The following is a 22,429-nucleotide window of genomic DNA, read 5'->3' on the forward strand; positions in this document are numbered from 1 at the left end:
AACTATGGAATGTGACAATAACGTTAAGCCTAATCGGCTTTTCAAGACCAACTTTCCGACAAGTTACTGACAGTGTCCTGAGGATAAGTTTTTTGATTTTTGGATTGCCACGAAAACGGCTCCACGGAGCCGATTGCGGGCCTTGCACCCGACCGGTTTGACCGGCTGATCCAGGGACTTACTCCTGATCATTGTTCCGGGACATGTGGGCAATCAGCTGTTCGTTGAATTCCAGAGCAGGGTCATGGCCCATGATTTTGAGGGCTTGGACAAGCGCGGCCACCTCAACCAACCGGGCGAGGTCCCGTCCCGGCCGGACGTAGATCTCGACGTGGGGCACCTGGATTCCGAGGATTTCATAGATCCCCCCTTCGAGTCCGGTTCGTTCTTCGATCGCATCCGGGACCATTTCGAGCAGGCTGACCACGAGATCGATCCGCTTCTCGAGACGGACGCTGCGGATGCCGAACATGGTGGCCACGTTGATGATCCCGAGGCCGCGACATTCCATATAGCCACGGTTGAGCTCCATGCTGAAGGCCATCAGGTCGCGTTCATCGAGCAGTTTGACCCGGGTCATGTCGTCGGCGACCAGACTGTGTCCGCGTTCGATCAGAGCCAGGGCGCACTCGCTTTTGCCGACACCGCTGTCGCCGCGGATGAGAACCCCGATGCCCTTGATGTCCATCGTGGTGCCGTGCATGGTCGTGGTCGGGGCGAATTCATTGTCGATGCAGAGCGTGGCGGCATTCACGAAATTCATCGTGATCATCGGCGTCTTCAAGAGGGGCAGCTTCCGCTCTTCCGCGATCTGCAGCATCGGACGGGTCGGGTTGAAGTTCCGGGAAAAGACCAGGCAGGGAATGGCGCGGTCGACCAGAAGACTGATCACCTCGTACTGCTTTTCTTCGCTCATCGAGCGCAGGTAGGTCATCTCGGCGGCTCCGAGCACCTGGAGGCGCTTGTTGGCGAAGTACTTGGTGAAACCGGTCAAGGCGAGGGCCGGGCGGTTGATGCTGCCTTCACGGATGGTCCGGAAGAGGCCCTTTTCTCCGGCCACGACTTCCAGCTTCAGCCGCTCGCGGTAGGTATTGAAGAAATGCTCGACCGTGATGCTCCTTGTTTGCCGTTTTTTGGTGGGGGTCGCCATGGTGGGATTGAAGAAGAGGCCTCTTTTCGCGTTTCGAGTCGAATTCCGGGGGCTTCTAGAGATTGAAATCCTCGCCGAGATAGAACTTCCGGCTCTGCGGGTCCTGGATGAGGAAGTCGCTGGTGCCCTCGCAGAGAACCCGGCCCTCGTGGATGAGGTAGGCCCGATCGACGATGCGCAGGGTTTCGCGCACGTTGTGGTCGGTGATGAGGATACCGATCCCGCGCTCCTTTAGGGACAGAACGATGCGCTGCACCTCGGCCACGCTGATCGGGTCCACTCCGGAGAATGGTTCGTCGAGGAGAAGGAAGCGGGGCCGGGTGACCAGGGCCCGGGATATCTCCAGACGGCGGCGTTCGCCGCCGCTCAGGGTGTAGGCCTTCTGCCCGGCCAGCGACGTCAAGCCCAGTTCCTCGAGGTGTTCGGCCGTGACGGTGGCGCGTTCGTGCCGGTTGAGCGGGAGAGTCTCCGCGATGGCCCGTATATTCTCTTCGACGGTGAGCTTGCGAAAGACGCTGGGTTCCTGGGGCAGGTAACCCACGCCCAGTCGGGCACGCTGGTGCATCCGCATCCGGGTCACATCGTGGCCCTGGATAGTGACTTTGCCTTCGGTCGACCGGATCAGGCCGACTATCATGTAGAAAGTGGTGGTCTTGCCTGCTCCGTTGGGTCCGAGCAGGCCGACGATCTCGCCTGCCTTGACGTCCAGGTTCACCCCGGAGACCACCCGGCGGGTTCCGAAGACCTTGACCAGGTTGCGTGCCTCGATCGAGGGGGTCTGTGCGGTGCGTTCAGTCACGTTTCCTCGGTCTCCGTGACAGGGGCCTCGTTTTTCTCGCTGGTTCTTGGCGCGTCGCCGGTGTCCGGTTGGGCTTCGGGTGGCGCTGGGGGTTCGACCACGTTGTTGTCGAACCCGAGATTCGGAAGGGCGGGGAGAATCACCCGGGCCGGGCCGGTGGCGCCTCCTTCGACGATCGCGCGCCGATCGCCGCGGAAAAAGGTGATGCGTTCCCCGGAGACGGTTCCCTGGGTGTCAGTGACCATCGGACTCTCGGTCAGGACGATCTTGTCCTGACCCGGCAGGACCTCGGCCCGGCCGGCGGTGGCCACCCGGCCTTCCTGCGAGATGGAGACGTTGCCGAGGGCGAGAATCTGACGGATACTGCCGATCTGGCCCACATTGGCCTCGAGGTCGCCGGTCCGGTCGGCATGGATTTCCAGGCGGTCGCAAGTGACGATCAGGTTGTTGCCGGTCAGTTTGACGTGATCGGAGAAGAGGAAGAAGGCCTTCTCGCCGTCATTCTCCATTTCGAGCCGGTCGCTAGAGATCACCGTTTCAGGGATGGACGGCTCATCCGCGGCCGGGGTTGCAGCGGTGATGGGAACGAATCCGGAGAAGGCGAGCAGAGCGGTCGCGGTGGCGAGAATGTGTTTCATTTCAGGATGTCTCCGATGCCTTCGAAGAAGGTCACCTCGACGTTGGTTTCGATGGACACTCGATCTTCGTTGCCGTGCCAAGTCCAGTTCTGTCCGGTGATTTTGAAATCCCGATTGGTGATAAGAATGCCGTTGTGCCCGACCGCCTTGTTTTCTGCGATGAGCACGGTGGCATCGGGACTGGTGATCTCGGTCTGCACCTCGCTGGAGGCATCCCCGGTGAAGAGCTGGATTTCCATCTCGACCAGGTCGACGTGATCCCCATCTCGGTAGATTCCCTTGGCCCCGCGCAGTTCCCAGGTGCGGTAGCCTTCGGGATTGAACATGGGCAGGCGGAAATTCTCGACCGGTGCATTCGGGATCATCTGGGCCAGAAGGACGGAATGAAGCGGGATGAGAATCATCGCGACAATGGCGAGTCCGAGGCAGATCACGACTCGGGGCTTCATGACCTTGTGCCCGGTCGGGCCCGGGGCAGAATCTGTTCGCAGACTTCGCGCACGGCGCCAAATCCGGCCGGGCGGGTGGTGATGGCATCGGCGGCCTCGACCGCAGCGGGCATGGCATCGGGCACCGTGATGCCGATTCCGGCCCAGCGGATCGCGTCCGCATCGATGTCGTCGTCGCCCATATAGCAGATGTTCTCCTGTTTGATCCCGAGTTGGGAAGCAAGATCCTCGAGAACCTCGCGCTTGTCGGTGCGCCCTTGGACAAGGTGGGTGATCTTGAGTTCCGTCGCCCGGCGGGTGGTGGCGCCGGATTCCCGCCCCGAGATCCAGGCGAGAATCACTCCCGCGTCCCGGAGCCGGACCAGGCCGAGTCCGTCCAGAATGGAGAATCGCTTGGTCTCGGATCCGTCGGAGGAAACGAGGATCGTGCCGTCGGTCAGGATGCCGTCGACGTCCATCGCGAAAAGGCGGATGGCGGCCCATCGCCTCGCCGGGAGATCCCCGGGACCCGGAGTGGCCGGGCCGACCGGTCGCCGGTCCGGTGCGCGTGAACTCAATCCATCCATTCGATCAGCCTGTCGGCGATGCGGTTGGCGGAGGGGCGGTAGGTTTCCTCCAGTTCCGGGGCGAAGGGGACGGGTGTATCCAATGAAGCAATACGAAGGGGCGGGGCCTCCAGGTCGAAAAACTTGTCCTCGACCAGGCGGCTGACCAACTCGGCCCCGAACCCGCAGGTCCGCCTCCCCTCATGGATGACGGCAAGACGGTGGGTCCGGTCGATCGACGCGGTGATCGCGCCAAGCTCGAGCGGGGCGATCGCCCGGATATCGAACAGGTCGAAGGTGTAGCCATATTCTGTTTCGAGAGTCCGGGCGGCCTGCTCCGTCTGGCCGACCATCTCCCCGTAGGTGACCAGGGTGGCGTGGAGCCCCGAGGCGACCTGTCGGGGGTGCCAGACGGAGAGGTAGTCGGGGTCGAAGCCGACCAGGCCCTTGCGGTTGCGATAGAGTTTCTTGTGCTCGAAGAGAAGGACGGGATTGGGGTCCTCGAAAGCGGCGAGCAGGGCATTGTAGGCGTCCTGTGGGGTGCTCGGGTAAAGTATCTTCAGTCCGGGGGCGTGGGCGTAGAGGGCTTCAAGGTCCTGGGAATGAAAGGAGCCGAAGGTGAGACCACCTCCGTTCGGAAGTCGGAGGACGAGGGGAACCGATGCGCCGGAGCGGAAGTGGTAGGTGCCGGCATTGAGCAGGATCTGGGTGGTGGCGTCGGTTGCGAAATCCGAAAACTGGAATTCAACGACCGGTCGGTGTCCGTTCAGGGCCAGGCCGGTCGCATAGCCGACCATGGCCGACTCCGCCAGGGGTGTGTTCAGGACGCGGCTTCGGCCGAATGCTTCGAACAAGCCGTCTGTCACCTTGAAGGCGCCACCGTAATCGGCGATGTCCTGGCCCATGATCAGCGACTCCGCACGTTCGGAGAGGATCTTCTTCAGGGCGCGGTTGATCGCCTGGGCCATGGTCAGTTCTTCCTTCTCCGTGGTCACTGTCCATGGTATCGGCCCGGTCGAAGGGGCGAGCACCTCCGCCGCGAAATCTCCGGGGAGGGGGCGGGCCACCTGCAGGGCGGTGGAGACGATATCCTCGAGGAAAGAGGAGTTCTCCTCTTCGATGGTCGCAACCGCGGCAATGGCTCCGGTGGTGGTCAGGCGCTCGCGCAGTCGTCGGAGAGGATCAAGCGGAGCCCAGCTTTCCGCTTCGCCGGGTTTGAGATAGGTGCAGGTGTCGTAGCAGGCATGGCCCCGCAGACGCAGGACGCGGGCTTCAATCAGCATGGGTCGGCCGGATTCGCGGACTTCGGCGATCGCGGCCGGCAGGACCTGCAGGCAGGCCTCCACGTCGGTTCCGTCAAGGGCCAGACCTTTCATGCCGTAGCCGGCCGCACGGGAGGAGAGATCCTTGACCCCGTATTGTTCGGAGACCGGTGTCGAGTAGGCGTAACCGTTGTTCTCGATGATGAAGAGGACAGGGATGCCGAGGACACTGGCCAGATTCATCGATTCATGAACGTCGCCGGTGCTGGTGCCGCCATCGCCCAGAAGGGCCACGCCGATGGCGGGAAGCCCTTTCCGGCGCTGGGAGTCGGTCCCTCCGACCACATTGGAGAGCATGGCCCCCAGATGGCTGATCATGGGATAACTCCGGTGGGCGGGGTCCCCGTGATGGGCGTTGCCCTCGCGTGCCTTCGTCGGGCTCTCGGCGTTGGCCAGGTACTGGTTGAGGTGATCCCCCGGATGGCCCCCCCAGATCAGGTGGCCGGCCAGGTCGCGGTGGGTCCAGGACACCACGTCGATCTCCTTGTCGAGCAGGAGTGCGAGCGGGACGGTCAGTCCCTCATTCCCCTGGCCGCCGGTCACGGTACCCTTGATCAAGCCCTGTCGGAAGAGGTGAAAGATCCGGTCGTCCATCATCCTTGCGAAATGCATCCAACGGTAGGACTGGAGCAGCGCGGAATCGGAGTCTTCAGACGAACTCGGTTGTAAGGTCCGTTGGCGCAGGGCGTTGGGTGGCGGCGAGAATTCCATCGTGGCGGTCCGTGATTACCGGTGGGGGCGAATTGACTCGAGCAAAATCAGATCGGGACAGACTCTAAAGTTCCAGGGATTCCCCCGGTTTCAGGGCGACGACCCGGGACCCGCTGTCCTCGAGCTTGCGGGCCAGTTCCGCCGGATCGGCCAGGATCAGGTCAAAGGTATTGTAGTGGATGGGGATGATGACTTTGGGTTTGAGCAGGCGGGCGGCCTCGGCCGCTTCGCCGATCCCCATGGTGAAATTGTCTCCAATCGGCAGGAGAGCGAGATCAAGGGGGTGCATGCGCCCGATCAATTCCATGTCGAGGAAAACGCAGGTGTCACCCGCATGGTAGATCGTGCGCCCCTCCAGGTTGAGGATGATCCCCGCGGGGTTTCCCATGTAGCGTAGGTTTCCCTCGGCGTCGGGATAACTCGAACTGTGATGGGCCAACGTCAGCTTGACCTGACCGAAGGGAAACCTCCATTGACCTCCGGTCCCCATTCCGTGAGTCGTGAGCCCCTGTCGTTCGAAATAGGTGGCGATTTCAAAATTGGCGACGATGGTTGCGCCGGTCCGCCGGGCTATGGCTGCGGCGTCACCGATGTGGTCGTCGTGCCCGTGGGTGATGATGATGAAATCGCATTCAATTTCATCGGGCCCGATCGGGGCCTTGTCGTTTCCGGTCAGGAAGGGGTCGATCACGATGGCGTGGGTCCCGGTCTGGATCAGGACACCGGAATGGGAGAGATAGGTCAGTTTCATTACGCGAGATCTGGCTGATGATCGGCGGCTGACCGGAGCGGGCGGGGATGGAAGAACGGCCCGATCCGGTCAGCCAGATGGTCTGGCTTGTCCATGATGGACCGACCCCGGGTGGTTTCAACCGTTTTGGAACAGACAGACAGGGCTGTCGTCGTCGGAGCGGCTTGGATCGGAATTCGAAGAATTGCACTCCCGCCGGATTGACTCCTGAGGCCGATTCCTCCATACTTTCTTTTCAGATCGACGGTGTTTTTGCGATCCATTCGATCAAGAACGCATCGTTGAGGCCGAATCAAAGGAATATACCCCCTCCGATGTATCAGCGCGGCAAATCCTCCAAAGGGTCCGGACTGATGGCTGGCGCGACAGCCATGGTTGTCGTCGCGTTCCTGTTCCTCCTGATTCCCTTGATGAATCGCACGGATCGTCATGGGGGGCCTTCGAAAAGCGGATTGGGTCTGATCACCACTGCTCCGGCGATCTCACGCGAAACGGTGGCCGAGCCATCGATCTCGGTCCGGAATGAACGGTTGAATCTGGCTGATCGGGGGACCATTCCCGCGGGCTGGACGGCCGCCGAAAAGCAGGTCACCGAAACGCCCAGGGCTATTCAGATGCCGGTTCTCGAGAGTTTTGAACCCGCCGAGAGGGTGGAGACGGAATTCGTCTTCAACGTCGAGGATCTTGACAACACGCCGACCCCGTTTTTCAGGGAACGCCCGACCTATCCTGAAGTGATGCGGCGGCAGGCCATCGAGGGCAAGGTGGTCGCCGAATTCCGGGTTGATCGTGAGGGCAAGACCTGGGATGTGGTCGTCGTCAGCTCGGATCATCCCGAATTCTCGGCGAGCGTCATCTCCGCTCTCAAACGCTGGCGTTTCCTTCCCGGGCGGGTGGATGGCCAGAAGGTGGAGTTCCGCATGCGGATCCCGATGGTCTTCAAGATCGTATCGGCGGATCCGGAAGACGCGGAACCCATGTTCGCCGTGGCCCAATGAGGCGGCGAATCGCTTTCACCTCAGGAATTTCCTTCTATTTGACCGTGTCGGGAAAGTAGCGCTGACGCAGAATGGCGGCCCCGTCGGCGCGGCCGGTCGCTTCGAGGCGGTCGATGTAGCGGGCGAGACCCGGAAGACCTCCCGGTTGACCGGGCAGGGTGGTGCGGGCGTGAAACGGGCCGCCCTCGTGGATCACCGTCCAGAGGGGATCGGCCACGTCCGAGGTCGTTTTCGCCATTTTCTGCATCTGTCTGTCGTGCCAGCGTGCCAGTCGCCAATTGCCCTCCCGGCAGATCTCCGGATGTGAACCCGCAAGATTGTTCTCTTCGTACGGGTCGGTTTCCAGGTTGAAGAGCATTTCCTGCGGAAAAAGATGGAATCCGTCGTGATAGGTTCGGATGTAGAGCCATTTCTCCCAGCGAACGCTGCGTTGGCAGACATGGACACATTGACTGAAAACGACCTCTTCCCGACCGGCATCCGGGTCGCCATCGGTGATGGCGGTGGCATAGCTTTCTCCGTCCCAGATCGGGCAGGCTTTACCCCCGAGCAGTTCCATCAGGGTCGGGGCGAGATCGAGATTGTAGTGGAATTTTGAATTCTCGCCGATCTTTCCTCCCGGCCACTTGATGATCAGGGGGACACGGCAGGTCGGCACGTCGGCCGTCCCGTGTTCGCCGTAGATGCCAAGCTCTCCCTGGTTCTCCCCATGGTCCGCTGAGATGATGATGGCGGTGTCGTCGTAAACACCGGCCCGGCGCAATTGCTCAATCGCGCGACCGATATGGTCGTCGACGTAGCGGATGCCCGTGTCGTAGCCGTCGATCATCCGCTTCAGTTCGTCCTTGTCGGTCAGGGAGAGGGGGTGGCGCGGGTAGGGCGAGGACGCCTCCTCCTCGCTGCCGGTGTACATGCCGATGTCGAGGGCGGTGTGCGGGCCGGTCGTGGCCTGATGGCGTTTCAGGGCGCTGCCGTCCGCCAGCCATTCGGGCAGCGGATCGTTCTCGAAGGGGTTCGGGTAGCTTTCAGGGACGCGGTAAGGGGTGTGCGGATCCCAGAAGTTGAGGTGAAGGTACCAATTGTCCCGGGCCGCATTGTCCTCGAGCCATTTGTCGAGGACGGGGGCGACGTGTTCGGCCGATTCCATTCCCCCCATCCCGGTATTGTGGATCTCGTTGAATCCCGCATAGAACCAGTGGGCGGCGTGGCGCTGTCCGAAGGGCGAAATCATCGCGGTGTGGAAACCCTTGGTCTGCAGTTGACGGGCCAGTCCCTGTTCGTCGAAGAGATCGCGAAAGCCCCGGGTCGGACCCTCGTTTTTCGGAGAGGCGGCTGAGCCGCCGTGGCCGACCACCCCGGTGTGTATTCCGAACCGACCGCTGTAGAGGGCGGTCCGCGACGGCAGGCAGGGGGCATCGCTCGCGAAGCACTGATGGAAGAGGGTGCCCTCCCGGGCCACTGCGTCGATTTGCGGCGAAGTGTTGCGGTGGTAGCCATAGCAGCCGAGGTGGTCTGCGCGGCAGGAGTCGATGTCGATGTAGAGGATGCGCATGGTCAGATCGAATCTAGACGGTCAGCGCCCGCGTTCGAGGCAAAAACCGGAATCGTCCGGAATCGGGGTAATAATGGTGGTCCGGGCAGGGCGACCACCAGTCGCCCGTGTCAGCAGTCGTGGAGAACCCCGAGGGTGTATGTCGCCTGAGCGACAGAGATGTGGCCCTTTCAGGGCTCGGAACTCATCCCACCATCGGCCGGGGACGTCACTGTGGTCGATTTCGCGGACTTCGGGATGCGGGACTATTTTGTGAGTGGCGGAGAGGGTGGGATTCGAACCCACGGTACCCTTACGGGCACGCCTGATTTCGAGTCAGGTACATTCGACCACTCTGCCACCTCTCCTGTCGAAAGTAGGGATTACGCACAAGGTGGCAGGAGGATGCAAGTCCGACCTGACTCAAAATCAGGCCTGATTGGGAGCCTCGCTCTGCGTCGGCGTTGTCGCCTGCCTTGAGGGGCAGGCTCGGAACGAGTCAGGTACATTCGACCACTCTGCCACCTCTCCTGTCGAAAGGAGGGATTACGCATAAGGTGGCTGGAGGATGCAAGTCCCGACCTGACTCAAAATCAGGCTTTCCAAACCGATTTGGATACCTCCAGGAGGGAACCTGAGCACAAAAAAAGCCCGGTCGAAACCGGGCTTTTCTGAAAGGAATCAGTGAACGTTCCGACTCAGTTGTTCAGGTTGAACTTGAGCGGGAGCATCATGCGGGTCTTGACCGCGCGTCCGTCCTTCATGCCGGGCTCGAATTTCCACTGAAGGACCGCGTCAATCGAGGGCTGCTCGAATTCGCGATGGGTCGAGGAATCAATTCGCGGTGAGCGCACCCGGCCGTTCTCGTCCACGATGAAGATGACGCGGGCGCTGCCGCTGATGCCCGCCTGCTTCATTTCATAGGGATAGGTCGGGGCGACCCGGTGAAGGGGATTGGGAATCTTGTCGAGGTCTGCCAGTTCGAAGACCTCGAGTTCCTCCAGGGCGTTGAAGTCGGCGGTGAAGGTGCCGAAGCCGAAATCTCCGGAAGCTCCGCCATCGCCGGGATTGATCGCGATTTCCAGCTGGGCCAAGGTCAGCGGCGGCGGCTTGGTCTCGAGCTCGGGCTTGTCCTTGTCTTCCTCATCTTCCTGGGGCGGTGGCGGCTCGGCCGGCGGGGGAGGGGGAGGCGGCATCGAGTAGTCGGACAACTCGACTCCGTCACCGGAACTCTTGACCGCATTGAGGAGCTGGGTGAAGGGCAGCGCGAGGAAAAGAATTGCCGTGGCGACGAACCCGCCGATCACGGTGATGGAAACCCTCGATTTATGATTCGCGGTTTTGTAGATTTTGTTCACTGGGCGAAGGGATTGGAGGTTAAAGGGGGGAATGGGCGATCGTAAGAGTCTACACCAAGATCGTTCGAAGTCCAGAGGCGTCAGGAAACAGCATTGCCGTTCGACTGGGTGCGCTTCTTGAACTCCTGAAGGGTCAGGCTCTCCAGGCGGACCAGGAACGACTCGAATTGGGCCCGCTTGGACTTCACGTTGTAGACGAGAAAATAACCGGGAATCGCGAGGAAAAGGCCCATCTGAGTGGTGATGAGGGCCTCGGAGATACCCTTGGCGACCAGGTCGGTGGTTTTTTCCGCTCCTCCCATCGAGATGCCCTGAAAGGTGGTCAACATCCCGAGAACCGTGCCGAGAAGGCCCATCAGCGGAGCGGCATTCACGAGAACTCCGAGGACGACGATGCTCAGGTTGATGCGGGGGATTTCCGAAAGACGGATTTCCTCGAACCGCGTCTGGATCTGCTCCATCGAAGAGACGTCTTCCTGGGCATAGCGAAGGATCTCGCCCACCTGTCCGTCGGCGCTGGAAGGGTCTTCGACCCACGCCTTGACCTGATCATGCGTGGCTTTCCGGAAATTGTTCCGCCGGAAGAAAAAGATGATGCTGATGCCGAGCCCGTAGATGACGAGGCCGAGCATGAACAGTGGAATCATGACCCATCCACCGTCGATGAGGATCCGAAATACGTCCCAGGAACTTTCTTGCATGTGATTTAGGAGAAAAGCGGTTCAAGGCGCCTGTGTCGGCGTCCAGTCCCGAGCCAGTTCCCAGCGGGGAAGGGTCCCCTATCCAACGAATCGGATGGCTGAAAACAGAACCGAGCGTGCCATTAATCCCGGGGGGACGGGCCAAGTCAAGGCAGGACTCCGGTCGAATCCGGCAAAAAAAGACGGGAAGTCGCCCCCTTTTTCAATCGCTGGAATCGGTCCCGGGCGGGATGGCGTGACGGGCCACCAGGGTGGATTGAATCGATACCCGGGGCTCCCCTTCCCTGATCGCGACAGGGCGGTAGGCTCCGTTGGGTTGCAGTTCACGGGCGTTGACGTTGTCCTTCCAGAGGAGTGGAAGGTAGTTGTTGATGATCCGATCACGCAAATCGGGGTCCTCGACTGGAAACATCAACTCGATCCTCCGGTAGAAATTCCGGGGCATCCAGTCCGCGCTGCCGAGGAACAGCCTGGGCTCGTGCCCGTGATTCTCGAAGTAAAGGACACGTGGATGCTCAAGGAAGCGACCGACGATGCTCCGGACGCGGATCGTCTCGCTCAGACCCTTGATCCCGGGAACTATGCCGCAGATCCCCCTTACGACCAGATCAATCCGAACCCCGGCCTGCGAAGCGAGGTAGAGGTTGTTGATTGTCACCTTGTCGATCAGGCTGTTGACCTGCACGAGGATGCGGGCGGGGTGTCCGCGTCGGGCATTGCGCGTCTCCACCTCGATCATGCGCTGGATCTCGCTGTGCAGATTGTAGGGGGCAACCAGCAGCTGCTTGAAGGGGTGGGGGCGGCCGTAGCCGGTCATCGTGTTGAACAGGTAGGCCACCTCGCCGGTGATCGCCTCGCGCGACGTGAAGTAGCTGAAGTCGGTGTAGAGCCTGGCGGTTTTCGGGTTGTAGTTTCCGGTTCCGAGGTGGACGTAGTGCTTGAGGCCGCCCGGAATGCGACGGACAATCAGCGAGCACTTGGCGTGGACCTTCATCCCGACCACACCGTAGACGACGAGGACACCGGCCTCCTCCATCTGCCGGGCCCATTGGATGTTGTTGGCCTCGTCGAATCGTGCTTTCAGCTCGATCAGGGCCGTCACCTGCTTGCCGTTCCGGGATGCTTCGATCAGGGCCGCCACGATGGGCGAGTCGCCACTTGTGCGGTAGAGGGTCTGTTTGATTGCCAGAACGGCGGGGTCACGGGCCGCCCGCATGACAAAATCGACCACTGGCTGGAAGGACTCGTAGGGATGGTGGAGAAGGATGTCCTGCCTTTCGATGGCGTCGTAGATCACTTCCCCGGGAATTCCGACGGTGGACGATCCGGGAACGAAAGGCGGGTCCTTCAGTTCGGGCCGGTCAATCGCGCCGAGAAGACCCATCAGGCGGAGCAGGTTGATCGGACCGTTGATCTGGAAAACATACTCCTTCGGCAGATCGACCTGGTCGAGAAGGATCTGGAAAAGCGCATCATCGACCCCTTCTTCGATTTCCAGTCGGACGGCCGCCCCGCGGCGCAGATTGCGCAGTTCCTCTTCGATCGTCTTGAGGAGGTTCTCAGCCTCTTCCTCGTCGATGTAGAGGTCGCTGTTGCGGGTGATGCGGAAGGCCTTGGCGGACAGGACCCGGCATCCCGGGAAAAGCTTTGCGCAACAAAGCTTAATCACGTCGCTCAGAAACAGAAACCGTTGCGAACCGGCCTGATCCGGGATCAGTTCCACGATCCGGGGAAGGATGCGCGGAACCGGAAGGATCGCCATCCGGTTTTCGATCTCGGGGGTTTCCGGATAGTCGAGGGCGACGAGTACGTTGAGGGTCTTGTTGCCGATCTCCGGGAACGGGTGGGAGGGGTCGATGGCCAGCGGAGTGAGAACCGGGAAAACCTCCCGTTCAAAGTAGCGTCGAACCCAGGCCTTTTCCCGCCGGGTCAGGGTCTCGAGGGTCTTGAAGACGATATTCTCCTGCCGGAGGGCCGGGACCAGCTTTTCGTGCCAGCAGCGGTACTGGTCCTCAACCAGAGACGCCACCACCGAGTGGATCCGGCGCAGCTGTTCCCGGGGATCCAGTCCCTCGATGCTCTTCTCGCGGACGCCCGAGTCGACCTGCTGGATAAGGCCGGCGACCCGGATTTCGAAGAACTCGTCGAGATTGGAGCTGACGATGGCGAGGAACTTCAGACGCTCAAGGAGTGGTGTGGCCTCACTGACGGCCTGGTCGAGCACCCGTCGATTGAAGGCGAGCCAGCTCAGTTCCCGGTTGAAATACGGCAGGCGTGACCGCTCGGGCGGGTTCGGATCGAGCGTTGTGTCAGTGGAATCAGCCATACCTTCGGTTCGAGATCGGAAGTTCCCGGTCGCTCGCCTTGAGAAAAGATGAGCGAGCGGTTTCACGCCTGTCAATGAACGAGGCGGGTGCGCCGGCGGATTGCGGGATAGGCCGATCCGGAGAGGCACCCGGATCGAACGGATTTTTGAAACGAACGGACTTTCTTCGTGAATATCGCCTGAAGTGCCTTAACGATACTGACATTCCGCTTCAGTTGCCGCGGAATCCGACCCACCCATGGCTCTCGAAACAAGGACGTCCGACTCGGTCGAGGTTTCCAACTGGGTCCTCGTCCGTCGTCTGCTGCTCATGGGGTGGAGCTATCGGAAGGGGTGTATCCGTATCCTCAGCCTGCAGATCGTCCTGCTGACCATTGGTTTGCTCGGACTCAGCCTGACCGGTCTGGGCATTGACGTGATCCATGCGGAAATCGATCCCAGTCACGCCTCGCCGGCCTGGCCTTTCGGGCTGGCCCCGCCTCCGGGGTGGCCGAGTATGGGCAAGATTGGTCTGATTGCCGGTGCCATCCTTCTGCTGGCCCTGGTCCGGGCAACGCTCAATTATGCCTACCAGGTCTCGGTCGCTCATCTCGTTCACGAGGAAATCGTCCTGGATCTGCGGGAACGCGTCTACGACAAGCTCCAGAGCCTCAGCTTCCGGTTTTTTGATGCCAATGCCAGTGGATCCATCATCAACCGGGTGACCGGCGATGTGCAATCGCTGCGGCTCTTCATCGACGGGGTCATCATCCAGGGAGTCATCATGATCCTCTCGCTTGCGGTCTACTTCACCTACATGGTGAATCTGAGCGCGATGCTCACTCTGGCCTGCCTGGCCACCACGCCGATGATCTGGGTGGCCTCCATGCTCTTCTCGGCCAAGGTGAAGCCGGCCTACCGCCGGAATCGGGAACTCTACGACGAGTTGGTACGCTCCCTGGCCGAAACGATCCAGGGTATCCAGACAGTCAAGGGCTTCGGCAGGGAAAAAACCCGTCGGGATCTCTTCCTGGATATCAACCGGAAGTTCAAGCAACAGCAGCGCAGCATCTTCTGGAAGGTCAGCATTTACTCGCCGACCGTGGGTTTCCTCACCCAGATCAACATGATCGTCCTTCTCGGATACGGTGGTTTTCTGGTCTATCGGGGCGAGTTGGCCCTCGGGACCGGACTGGTCGTCTTTGCCGGCCTTGTCCAGCAGTTCTCCGGGCAGATCGCGAACATCGCCAATATCGCCAACAGCGTGCAGCAGAGCCTGATCGGAGCCCGGAGGGTCTTCGAAATCCTTGATGCACCGGTCGAAGTGGCGTCCAAACCGGATGCGGTCAGGCTCCCGAAGGCCCACGGAACGGTTCGTTTCGAGCAGGTGGGTTTCGAATACAAACAGATGGACCCGACTCTGCGGGATATTGATTTCACCGTTGAGTCGGGCCAGTCGGTGGCCATTGTCGGGGCCACCGGTGCGGGCAAGAGTGCCCTGGTCGGACTGATCCCCCGGTTCTACGATGTGACCTCGGGTCGGATCACTCTCGACGGAGTCGACATCCGCGACATCGACCTCGATGATCTCCGGCGCAATATCGGGATCGTCTTTCAGGAGAGCTTTCTCTTCAGCAACACGGTGGCTTCCAATATCGCCTTCGGGCACCCGGAGGCGACCCGGGAGCAGATTGAGAAAGCCGCCCAGGTCGCGGCGGCTCATGATTTCATCATGGAGTTGCCCGATGGATACGAGACCATTCTCGGCGAGAGTGGGGTCGATCTGTCCGGTGGGCAGCGGCAGCGACTGGCCATCGCCCGTGCCGTTCTCCTCGAGCCCTCCATCCTTCTGCTCGACGACCCGACCGCGGCGATCGACCCTGAAACCGAGCACGAGATCCTCGAAGCGATGCAGAGCGCGATGAAGGGACGCAGCACCTTCATTGTGGCTCATCGACTGAGCACCCTGCGGCGGGCCGACAAGATCGTCGTTCTGGATCGCGGATCCATGGTCCAGACCGGAACCCATGAACAGTTGATGGCCCATCCGGGCCTTTACCAGCGGTTGGCCCGTCTCCAGATTGTGGATGATCTTCGGGAGAAGGAAAACATTCTCAAGGAGGTCCGGCCGGGATGACCCACCCATGAGCACGGCACGATTGAGTCTGACCCAGGTCCGGCGGGACGATCATCAGGAGGTGGATCAGAGGCCTCTGGACTTCGGCCTGATCCGGCGGATGTTCGGCTACACCAAGCCCTACGCCTGGAAGCGCAATGCCCTGGTTGTCCTGACCCTGACCCGGTCCTTTCAGCTGCCCCTGCTCGCCTGGGCGGTCGGAGCCGCGATCAGCGGCCCGATCGCCAGCCGGCAGCCCGACCTCCTGACCTCGGCCGTCCTGGCCTACGGCCTGCTGGCCTTCTCGACCGATTTCATTTTCCATTTCCGACAGAGGTATGCCCTCGAGATGGGTGAAGCGGTCATGCATGACCTCCGCAATGAGCTCTTCGCTCATCTGCAGAGGCTGCCCATGAGTTTCTACAATACGACCCGCCTGGGCCGGATCATCAGCCGGATGACTTCGGACATCGAGACCATTCGGGTGGCCGTCCAGGACGTTCTCTTCGTCACCCTCGTCCAGATCGGGCAGATGTTCGTCTCGGCGGCCCTCATGCTTTACTATGACTGGGTGCTTTTCACCGTCATACTCTGCATGGCGCCGATCCTCTGGCTGCTCAATCGCTACTTTCGCCGCCGGCTCAGCCGCAGCACCCGGGAGGTCCAGGAAAGCTTCAGCCGGGTCACCTCGGCCATCGCGGAATCGGTCAGCGGCATCCGGGTGACCCAGGGCTTCGTCCGGCAGGCCACCAATCTCGGGATTTTCCGGGGCCTCATCGTCAACCATTCCCGCAACAACATGGATGTGGCGCGAATGTCGGCCAAGCTGAATCCCCTGCTCGAACTCAACAGCCAGTTCTTCATTGCCGTCCTCCTTCTCCTCGGTGGTTACCGCGCCCTTCAGCCGGGCACGGGAACGGAAATCGGCGACCTCATCCAGTTCTTTTTTCTGGCCAACCTGTTCTTCTCACCGGTCCAGTCACTCGGCAACCAGTTCAATCAGGCCATGACCGCCATGGCCGGAGCGGAACGCGTCTTCCGTCTCCTTGACCTGAAACCGGAATGGGAGGACGACCCGGCTGCGATCGCCATCGAAGACATCCGGGGCGAGATCGAGTTTCGGGATGTGAATTTCGGATACAAGACGGACCGTCCGGTGCTGCACCACGTCAGTTTTCTTGCCGAAGCCGGACAGACCATCGCCCTCGTCGGCCACACCGGCAGCGGGAAGAGTTCGATCATCAACCTGATCTCGAAATTCTACCTGCCGACCGGCGGAGAGATCCTCATCGACGGTCGGGAGATCCGCACCATCACCAGCGAATCCCTCCACCGGTTGATGGGCACGGTCCAGCAGCAGAATTTCCTCTTCACCGGCACTCTGATGGAAAACATCCGATTCGGACGCCCGGAAGCGACCGACGACGAAGTCATCGAAGCCGTCAGGTCGCTCGATTGCCTCGATCTGATCGCCGTCCTGCCCCAGGGATTTGGAACCGTGGTCGGCGAGCGCGGCTCCGGCATCTCGGCCGGACAGCGGCAGTTGGTCTGTTTTGCGCGGGCCATGCTGGCCAATCCCCGGATCCTCATTCTTGACGAGGCGACCAGTTCGATTGACACGGTCACCGAAGCGCGTCTCCAGGCCGCCCTCGACCGCCTTCTGACCGGTCGGACCAGTTTTGTCGTGGCCCACCGCCTGAGCACGATCCGCAATGCGGACCAGGTCCTCGTGCTGGATCAGGGCAACCTGGTGGAACGCGGGACCCACGACGAATTGATCAAGAAGGGCGGCATTTATGCCGGTCTCTACGCCCAGTTCAACCAGGAACCGGACGGCTCCGGCTGAGGAGGCGCATCAGCCGATCTTGGCTCGAATCGGGCGGATTCTGCGTCGACGGTGCTGTTCCGCGACACTGCCCCACCCGGGCATTCGGAAGCGGGGTCTTTCGGGTCCGGGATTCGTGGCGCTGTCAACGATCGCCTCCCGGTAGTCCGGCAGCAGCGACATCGGATTTCCGGGCGCTTCCACCAGGTGATTGAGGATCTCCTCGTAGCGCCGGACATAGCGCAGGATGGTGGTCTTCCTGAAGGTGCGGGTTCGATAGGAAATGAGCAGGGAAATCCCCTTGACCGTGTCGCGAATCTCAATCTTGGGCAGGTTCGGGCCGGCGCCGAAATGGCGGTGGACCGGGTCGATTCGCGTTCCCGTCAGGTGAAGGCCCGCCGGATCGTCGGCGCCGTGAACGATGAAGAACGGCGTAAGTCTGCCGCCTTTCCGGCCGTTGGCCTTGAGAAACTCGGTCACGATCTCTCCGACGGGGAAGGTCCGGCGCTCGATGGCCTTAATCCACTCGCGGGTGGAGGATTCAAGAAAGGTCGAGAAGGTCCGGATTGGGTCGGGTCGGGCGCGGAAATAGATCATCCGTCCGAGGTGCCCGACCATCCGGGCGGCCGCCGGATGAGCCCGTCCGTCGACGACCGAAGCGATGAGAAAATCCGTTTGTCCCGTGTGACGGTTCACGAGAACGGCATTGGATGCCATCAGCGTCATGAATACGGTTGTGCCGAACCGTCGGCTCAATGCGCGGACTCCGGATGCGAGGTCGGGGGGAAGGAGAAAGTGGAGGGTTCGATCCGTCCCGTCATCCCTCTCGGTGACGGGCCCATCGGTTGGAAACCAGGCCCCCAGAGGCGGACCTGAAATCGTCTCCCTCCAGAAGGGTTCCATCGATTGCTTCAGGGCTGGGGTCAACTGGCGCCGCTCCCAGGCGACGTAGTCGATTGGCTGATACTTGGGCATTGGCCAGTCGGGCGCTTCTCCCCGATCCAGTTTCTCGTAGAAGGCGGATACCTCCTCGTAGAAGAGCGCCAGTGAAACGGCATCAAAGTGGGCATGGGGGAAGATGAAAGTGACAAAGTGATCGTCGCTTCCAAACCGGGTCACCTTCACTCTTGGAGTGGAGACGCCGGACAGATTGATCCGCTTCCGGGCGTCCTCACGGAATTCCGCTTTGGCCCTTCTGAGGCGCTGATGTGGCGGCAAACCGGACAGATCCTGTCTCTGAATCACCACTCGGGCCGAAGGCTCCACCGTTACCCGCACGTCGCCGGCCGCGTCCATCCAGGTCCTGGTCCGCATCGCTTCGTGGCGCTTTATGAACAGATCAATGGCATCTCTCAGGGCCCTTTGGTTGAACGGACCGCGGATCCGGAATGCCCGGCTGATGTTTCCGCCTTTGCGTCGGCTGCCCGGTCTGAAGTTCTTGAAATACCAGGTAATATTGCCGGCTGCTTTGGTCTGGCTCCTTTTGTTCAGGCGGATCATTCGGGACGAGACCGACTTCGCGGATTCTCCCTTTCGCTTCAGGGCCAGCCGGGCCAGACCACGAGGAGTGGACGCAGTGTGGAGATCGGTCAGAGTGAAATCGATCCCGGTCCGGCGGGACAGCCGGTAGACCAGCCTCGAAGCCTGCAAGGAATCGCCGCCGACGCAGAAGTAGGAATCGTCGGGCCCGACGACCGGTCGATTCAGGATCTCCGCGAACAACCGGGTGATGGAGGCTTCTTCTTCACTGACCGGAAGATCCTGCGTTTCGATCGGGCTTTCATCCGCGCCGGCAGAACCTTCCGAGGCCATCCGGGCGAGCGCACGACGATCAATCTTGCCGTTCACGTTTCGGGGCAGTTCCCGGACCACCTCGAGTCGGGTCGGGACGAGGTAGGCCGGGAGCCTTTCCCTGAGATACTGGATCAGATCCTGGCCTGCGGGCCGATGGTCTCCCGGAGCCGCGACCCAGGCGGAGAGAAACTTGCCGGTTGCCGGATCGCTTTCGACGAGGACCGCGGCCTGTCGGACGGCTGGATGCCGGCAGAGTGCGCTCTCGATTTCCCCGGGTTCAATCCGGTGTCCCCGTATCTTCACCTGTTGGTCGATTCGCCCGATGTACTCGATCAGCCCGTCTTCCCGCCAACGAACCAGGTCGCCGGTGCGGTAGAGCCGATCACCGGCATGGAAGGGACTGGGCAGGAACCTTTCGGCGGTCAGTCCGGGTTGGTTGAGATAACCGCGGGCCACTCCGGCCCCGCCGATGTAGAGCTCGCCCACCGTTCCGATGGGGACCGGACGGAGTTTCGAGTCGAGAACATGGCAGTTGGTGTTGCCGATGGGACGCCCGATCGGGATCGAACCGCTCTCCGGATCAATCCCCGGAGGGATCCGGTAGCAACAGGCGAACGTGGTCGTTTCAGTCGGACCGTAGCCATTGATCAGCCGGGTTCCGGGCAATGCCGCCTGGGCCCGGGCGATGTGGCCCGGGGAAAGGGCTTCTCCTCCCGTCAGGAGTTGCCGGACCGGCTTCAATATCCCGGGCGCTTCATCGATGATGAAGTTGAACAGGGAACAGGTCAGCCAGAGGGTGTCGATCTGCTCCCGGCGAAGAACCTGTTCGAGCTTTTGAATGGTGGGGACGCGATCGGGAAAGACAACCAGGCGTCCTCCGTGAAGAAGCGCTCCCCAGATTTCGAAGGTGGAGGCGTCGAAGGAGGCCGGAGCCAGGTAGAGCAGTCGGTTGTCCGGCCCGAGTTCCGCATAATCGATACCGAAGAGAAGACGCGCGACGGCACGGTGGGGCACCTCGACGCCTTTGGGCTCTCCGGTCGAGCCCGAGGTGAACATGACGTAAGCCGGATCGTCGGGCCTGACCGGCACCACGGGTGGTTGGGAGGGTGGGGTGCCGGGTGCGGGTCTCTTCGCTTCGAGATGGGTGAAGCCATTCCCCCGGAGCCGGTCGGTGTGGGCTGCGTCATGGAGTATGATCCGTGTGCCCGATGACTCGAGCAGCAGGCGCAGCCGTTCATCGGGGTATTCCGGATCGAGCGGAAGGTAGGCGGCGCCCGCCTTGAGAATCGCGAGAACCGCGACGATCTGCTCGACGGATCGCTCCGTCAGCAGGCCCACTCTGTCCCCGATCCGCACGCCCGTCTCAGCAAGTCGATGGGCCAGCTGATTCGACGCGTCCTCCAGTTCGCCGTAGGTCAGGGAATCCTCCTTCGATTTCAGGGCCACCGCATCCGACCGGCTTCGTGCCTGTCGCGAAAAGAGGGCGTGGATCGTCCGGTCGGACGGGTAAGGTGTCCGACGGCAGTTCCACTTGTGCAGGGTGGCCGCTTCCTTCCGGCCGAGAACGCCAAGCGATCCGACGGTTGAATCCGCATCCGAGGCGAGTTGACCGAGGACCTGTGTCATCCGGTCTGCCAATCGTCTCAGCGCGGTCTCGGTCCAACGGGTCGGATCCCATGTCATCTCGATCCGGATCCGACGGCCATCGTAAACCTGCACTGTCAGGGGGATGTCGGTCGTGGCCTCCAGAGTGAAGGTCCATCCGACGCCGGGAAGCGGCGCGCCCAACTGTTCGGAAAGCTGATAGCGTTCGTAGCCGACCAACGTGTCAAACAAAGCGGTCGTTTCCGGCCAATTCCAGGCCTGCTGAATCAGGTGAAGCGGCGTCTGTTCGTGAGGTCGCATGGCAAACCAGTCGTTCCGGAGGCTGCGCAACCAGTCGAGTTTGGGGCATTCGTCGTCCACTGTGATGTGGAGCGGAACGGTGTTGACGAAGACACCGACCATTGAATCGGCCCGATCGATCGGCGGGTGCCGGCCCGCCCGCGGTGCCCCGAAACAGATGTTCCCCCGGCCTGTTGTCCTGGCGAGGGTCAGGGCCCAGGCTGCCTGGGTCAGGGTGTTCAGGCTGAGGTCGTGGCGGGCGGACCATTGGCGGAGGGCTTCCGTGGTCGACCGTTCAAGCGTGAGGGAAAGCCGCCTGCGGTCCTCCTGGCCGGAATCCGGAAGTTGAGACGGGGTCAGATCCAGCGGCGTGGGCTCCGCACCTGCCCCCACTTTGCGCCAGAAGGACAGCGAGGTTTGAAAATCGTTTCCGGCGACCCAGGCCAGATAATCCGTGTAGCGCGGAGCGGGCGTGAGTGCCGCCTCCCGGTCTTCCAGCAGGGCACGGTAGATCTCCTGGAATTCCCGGAGGAGGATGAGGCGGCCCCTTCCGTCGAAAAGCGCGTGATGGGAGGTCCAGAGAATCTCGGTCTGACCGGATCCGAATGAAAAGAGCCGGAAACGCATCAGTGGCGCCGTGTCGATCGGCATTCCAAGTTCACGATCGCGTCGCCTCGCCTCACTGAGCATGCGTTCCCGGCCTGCCTCGCGGGGGTCTTGGATCCTGGAGGCATGGATCGGGATTTCCACCTGGGGAAGCGTCTCCATCAGGATCCGCCCATCGGGTCCTGCCACGAATCGACTCCTCAGCACTTCATGACGTGCGGCCAGGAGGGCCCATGTTCGGCCGAAGACATCCGTGTTGAACGGTCCCTTCCACCTCCAGCGGAGCTGTTGCAGATAGTGCGCCTTCTCGGGCGAGGCGATCGTCCGCATAAGCATGGCTTCCTGCATGGGCAGGGCGGGATGTGATGTCAGGGTGACCGGTTCCGGTGTCAAAAGCCCCTCGGGAGGTGCCATGGTGCGAGAGTAGAAAGTGAAATCGAGCCGTGAAGAATCCAATGATTGATCGGGGATAACCGGTCCGGGCTTTAGCTTTGGTCTCCGCTTCCTGCACCTCCCGGACCACCGGGGACATCATGAAGCGGATTTCTGGATGCAATTACCATGCCTTCTGATTGAACCGAATCGGGATACCCATGGTTCTTGGGGCTTGAGCCGGACTTTAGGCCAGGATAGGACCAAGATCGAACAATATCTGCAGAGTCGATTTCCCGCCCTGCCGGTTAGAATCCGCCCGGTCCCATCTCTCTCGAACGAATCCATGAACGTCATCCTGCTTACCGTGTTTATCGGCTTGATTCTGGTTGGCTTCTTTGTGGCATTCTTTCTCAATCAGCGCCGCCACAGTGTCTACAGCAGCCCGGAGCGGGATTCTTTGCTTCCTCTTGAGGATGAGGATTTTGTTTCGGAGACGCGCCCCTCGGGCCCTCCGCTTGGAACCCCGTCTGTCACGGATACCCCCGTCAGGTGATCCCCCTTTCCATCCCTC

The 22,429-nt window shown here is 61.2% G+C and carries 16 protein-coding genes and 1 tRNA gene; 4 read left to right on the forward strand and 13 right to left on the reverse strand.

The window, feature by feature from the left end; all coding sequences use genetic code 11:
* Positions 1–178 precede the first annotated feature (178 nt).
* The 7 genes from hprK to R3F07_03340 form a co-directional block, all read right to left on the reverse strand.
* Positions 179–1,150, reverse strand: a complete 972-nt coding sequence (gene hprK, locus R3F07_03310; GenBank protein ID MEZ5275393.1) for an HPr(Ser) kinase/phosphatase — start codon at positions 1,148–1,150, stop codon at positions 179–181.
* A gap of 55 nt (positions 1,151–1,205) precedes the next feature.
* Positions 1,206–1,949, reverse strand: a complete 744-nt coding sequence (gene lptB, locus R3F07_03315; GenBank protein ID MEZ5275394.1) for an LPS export ABC transporter ATP-binding protein — start codon at positions 1,947–1,949, stop codon at positions 1,206–1,208.
* Complete coding sequence (locus tag R3F07_03320; protein ID MEZ5275395.1) at positions 1,946–2,587, reverse strand: LptA/OstA family protein; 642 nt, start codon at positions 2,585–2,587, stop codon at positions 1,946–1,948. The genes lptB and R3F07_03320 overlap by 4 nt, the downstream gene beginning before the upstream one ends.
* Positions 2,584–3,036 carry a hypothetical protein gene (locus R3F07_03325; GenBank protein ID MEZ5275396.1) on the reverse strand — a complete coding sequence of 151 codons (453 nt, stop codon included), beginning with the start codon at positions 3,034–3,036 and terminating at the stop codon, positions 2,584–2,586. Before R3F07_03325 ends, R3F07_03320 begins: the two co-directional genes overlap by 4 nt.
* Positions 3,033–3,593: an HAD hydrolase family protein gene (locus R3F07_03330; GenBank protein ID MEZ5275397.1), complete on the reverse strand. Its 561-nt coding sequence runs from the start codon at positions 3,591–3,593 to the stop codon at positions 3,033–3,035. The genes R3F07_03325 and R3F07_03330 overlap by 4 nt, the downstream gene beginning before the upstream one ends.
* Complete coding sequence (locus R3F07_03335) at positions 3,590–5,515, reverse strand: thiamine pyrophosphate-dependent enzyme (GenBank protein ID MEZ5275398.1); 1,926 nt, start codon at positions 5,513–5,515, stop codon at positions 3,590–3,592. The genes R3F07_03330 and R3F07_03335 overlap by 4 nt, the downstream gene beginning before the upstream one ends.
* 163 nt (positions 5,516–5,678) lie before the next feature.
* Positions 5,679–6,365, reverse strand: coding sequence for a metal-dependent hydrolase (locus R3F07_03340; protein MEZ5275399.1), 687 nt, complete (start codon positions 6,363–6,365; stop codon positions 5,679–5,681).
* Positions 6,366–6,718: 353 nt separating this feature from the next.
* Between R3F07_03340 and R3F07_03345 the strand changes: the two genes are divergently transcribed.
* Positions 6,719–7,363, forward strand: a complete 645-nt coding sequence (locus tag R3F07_03345) for an energy transducer TonB (protein ID MEZ5275400.1) — start codon at positions 6,719–6,721, stop codon at positions 7,361–7,363.
* A gap of 34 nt (positions 7,364–7,397) precedes the next feature.
* On the opposite strand, the gene R3F07_03350 is transcribed toward R3F07_03345, so the two are convergent.
* From R3F07_03350 to ppk1, 5 genes are all read right to left on the reverse strand, one after another.
* Complete coding sequence (locus R3F07_03350) at positions 7,398–8,915, reverse strand: sulfatase (protein MEZ5275401.1); 1,518 nt, start codon at positions 8,913–8,915, stop codon at positions 7,398–7,400.
* 257 nt (positions 8,916–9,172) lie between these two features.
* Positions 9,173–9,262 (reverse strand) — tRNA-Ser (locus R3F07_03355).
* Between the two features lie 330 nt (positions 9,263–9,592).
* Positions 9,593–10,252, reverse strand: a complete 660-nt coding sequence (locus R3F07_03360) for an energy transducer TonB (protein MEZ5275402.1) — start codon at positions 10,250–10,252, stop codon at positions 9,593–9,595.
* Positions 10,253–10,332: 80 nt separating this feature from the next.
* Positions 10,333–10,953, reverse strand: coding sequence for a MotA/TolQ/ExbB proton channel family protein (locus tag R3F07_03365; GenBank protein MEZ5275403.1), 621 nt, complete (start codon positions 10,951–10,953; stop codon positions 10,333–10,335).
* Positions 10,954–11,155: 202 nt separating this feature from the next.
* Positions 11,156–13,279: a polyphosphate kinase 1 gene (gene ppk1 / locus R3F07_03370; protein ID MEZ5275404.1), complete on the reverse strand. Its 2,124-nt coding sequence runs from the start codon at positions 13,277–13,279 to the stop codon at positions 11,156–11,158.
* A gap of 238 nt (positions 13,280–13,517) precedes the next feature.
* Here ppk1 and R3F07_03375 point away from each other — a divergent pair, with 238 nt between their 5' ends.
* Both R3F07_03375 and R3F07_03380 read left to right on the forward strand, forming a co-directional pair.
* Positions 13,518–15,395, forward strand: a complete 1,878-nt coding sequence (locus R3F07_03375) for an ABC transporter ATP-binding protein (protein ID MEZ5275405.1) — start codon at positions 13,518–13,520, stop codon at positions 15,393–15,395.
* Positions 15,396–15,402: 7 nt separating this feature from the next.
* A complete protein-coding gene (locus R3F07_03380; protein MEZ5275406.1) occupies positions 15,403–17,220 on the forward strand; it encodes an ABC transporter ATP-binding protein in 1,818 nt (605 codons plus the stop codon).
* Between the two features lie 9 nt (positions 17,221–17,229).
* On the opposite strand, the gene R3F07_03385 is transcribed toward R3F07_03380, so the two are convergent.
* A complete protein-coding gene (locus tag R3F07_03385) occupies positions 17,230–21,897 on the reverse strand; it encodes an amino acid adenylation domain-containing protein (GenBank protein ID MEZ5275407.1) in 4,668 nt (1,555 codons plus the stop codon).
* A 304-nt stretch (positions 21,898–22,201) separates the two neighbouring features.
* Here R3F07_03385 and R3F07_03390 point away from each other — a divergent pair, with 304 nt between their 5' ends.
* A complete protein-coding gene (locus R3F07_03390) occupies positions 22,202–22,411 on the forward strand; it encodes a hypothetical protein (GenBank protein MEZ5275408.1) in 210 nt (69 codons plus the stop codon).
* The last annotated feature ends 18 nt before the right edge of the window (positions 22,412–22,429 follow it).

It is taken from the genome of Opitutaceae bacterium (assembly GCA_041395105.1).
Classification (GTDB): domain Bacteria; phylum Verrucomicrobiota; class Verrucomicrobiia; order Opitutales; family Opitutaceae; genus B12-G4.

Coding starts and splice junctions, on each gene's coding strand:
- R3F07_03350 (MEZ5275401.1), bottom strand. CDS start 8,915: ATGCGCATCCTCTACATCGACATCGACTCCTGCCGCGCAGACCACCTC.
- hprK (MEZ5275393.1), bottom strand. CDS start 1,150: ATGGCGACCCCCACCAAAAAACGGCAAACAAGGAGCATCACGGTCGAG.
- R3F07_03335 (MEZ5275398.1), bottom strand. CDS start 5,515: ATGCATTTCGCAAGGATGATGGACGACCGGATCTTTCACCTCTTCCGA.
- ppk1 (MEZ5275404.1), bottom strand. CDS start 13,279: ATGGCTGATTCCACTGACACAACGCTCGATCCGAACCCGCCCGAGCGG.
- R3F07_03365 (MEZ5275403.1), bottom strand. CDS start 10,953: ATGCAAGAAAGTTCCTGGGACGTATTTCGGATCCTCATCGACGGTGGA.
- R3F07_03320 (MEZ5275395.1), bottom strand. CDS start 2,587: ATGAAACACATTCTCGCCACCGCGACCGCTCTGCTCGCCTTCTCCGGA.
- R3F07_03385 (MEZ5275407.1), bottom strand. CDS start 21,897: ATGGCACCTCCCGAGGGGCTTTTGACACCGGAACCGGTCACCCTGACA.
- R3F07_03340 (MEZ5275399.1), bottom strand. CDS start 6,365: ATGAAACTGACCTATCTCTCCCATTCCGGTGTCCTGATCCAGACCGGG.
- R3F07_03325 (MEZ5275396.1), bottom strand. CDS start 3,036: ATGAAGCCCCGAGTCGTGATCTGCCTCGGACTCGCCATTGTCGCGATG.
- R3F07_03380 (MEZ5275406.1), top strand. CDS start 15,403: ATGAGCACGGCACGATTGAGTCTGACCCAGGTCCGGCGGGACGATCAT.
- R3F07_03375 (MEZ5275405.1), top strand. CDS start 13,518: ATGGCTCTCGAAACAAGGACGTCCGACTCGGTCGAGGTTTCCAACTGG.
- R3F07_03390 (MEZ5275408.1), top strand. CDS start 22,202: ATGAACGTCATCCTGCTTACCGTGTTTATCGGCTTGATTCTGGTTGGC.
- R3F07_03345 (MEZ5275400.1), top strand. CDS start 6,719: ATGGCTGGCGCGACAGCCATGGTTGTCGTCGCGTTCCTGTTCCTCCTG.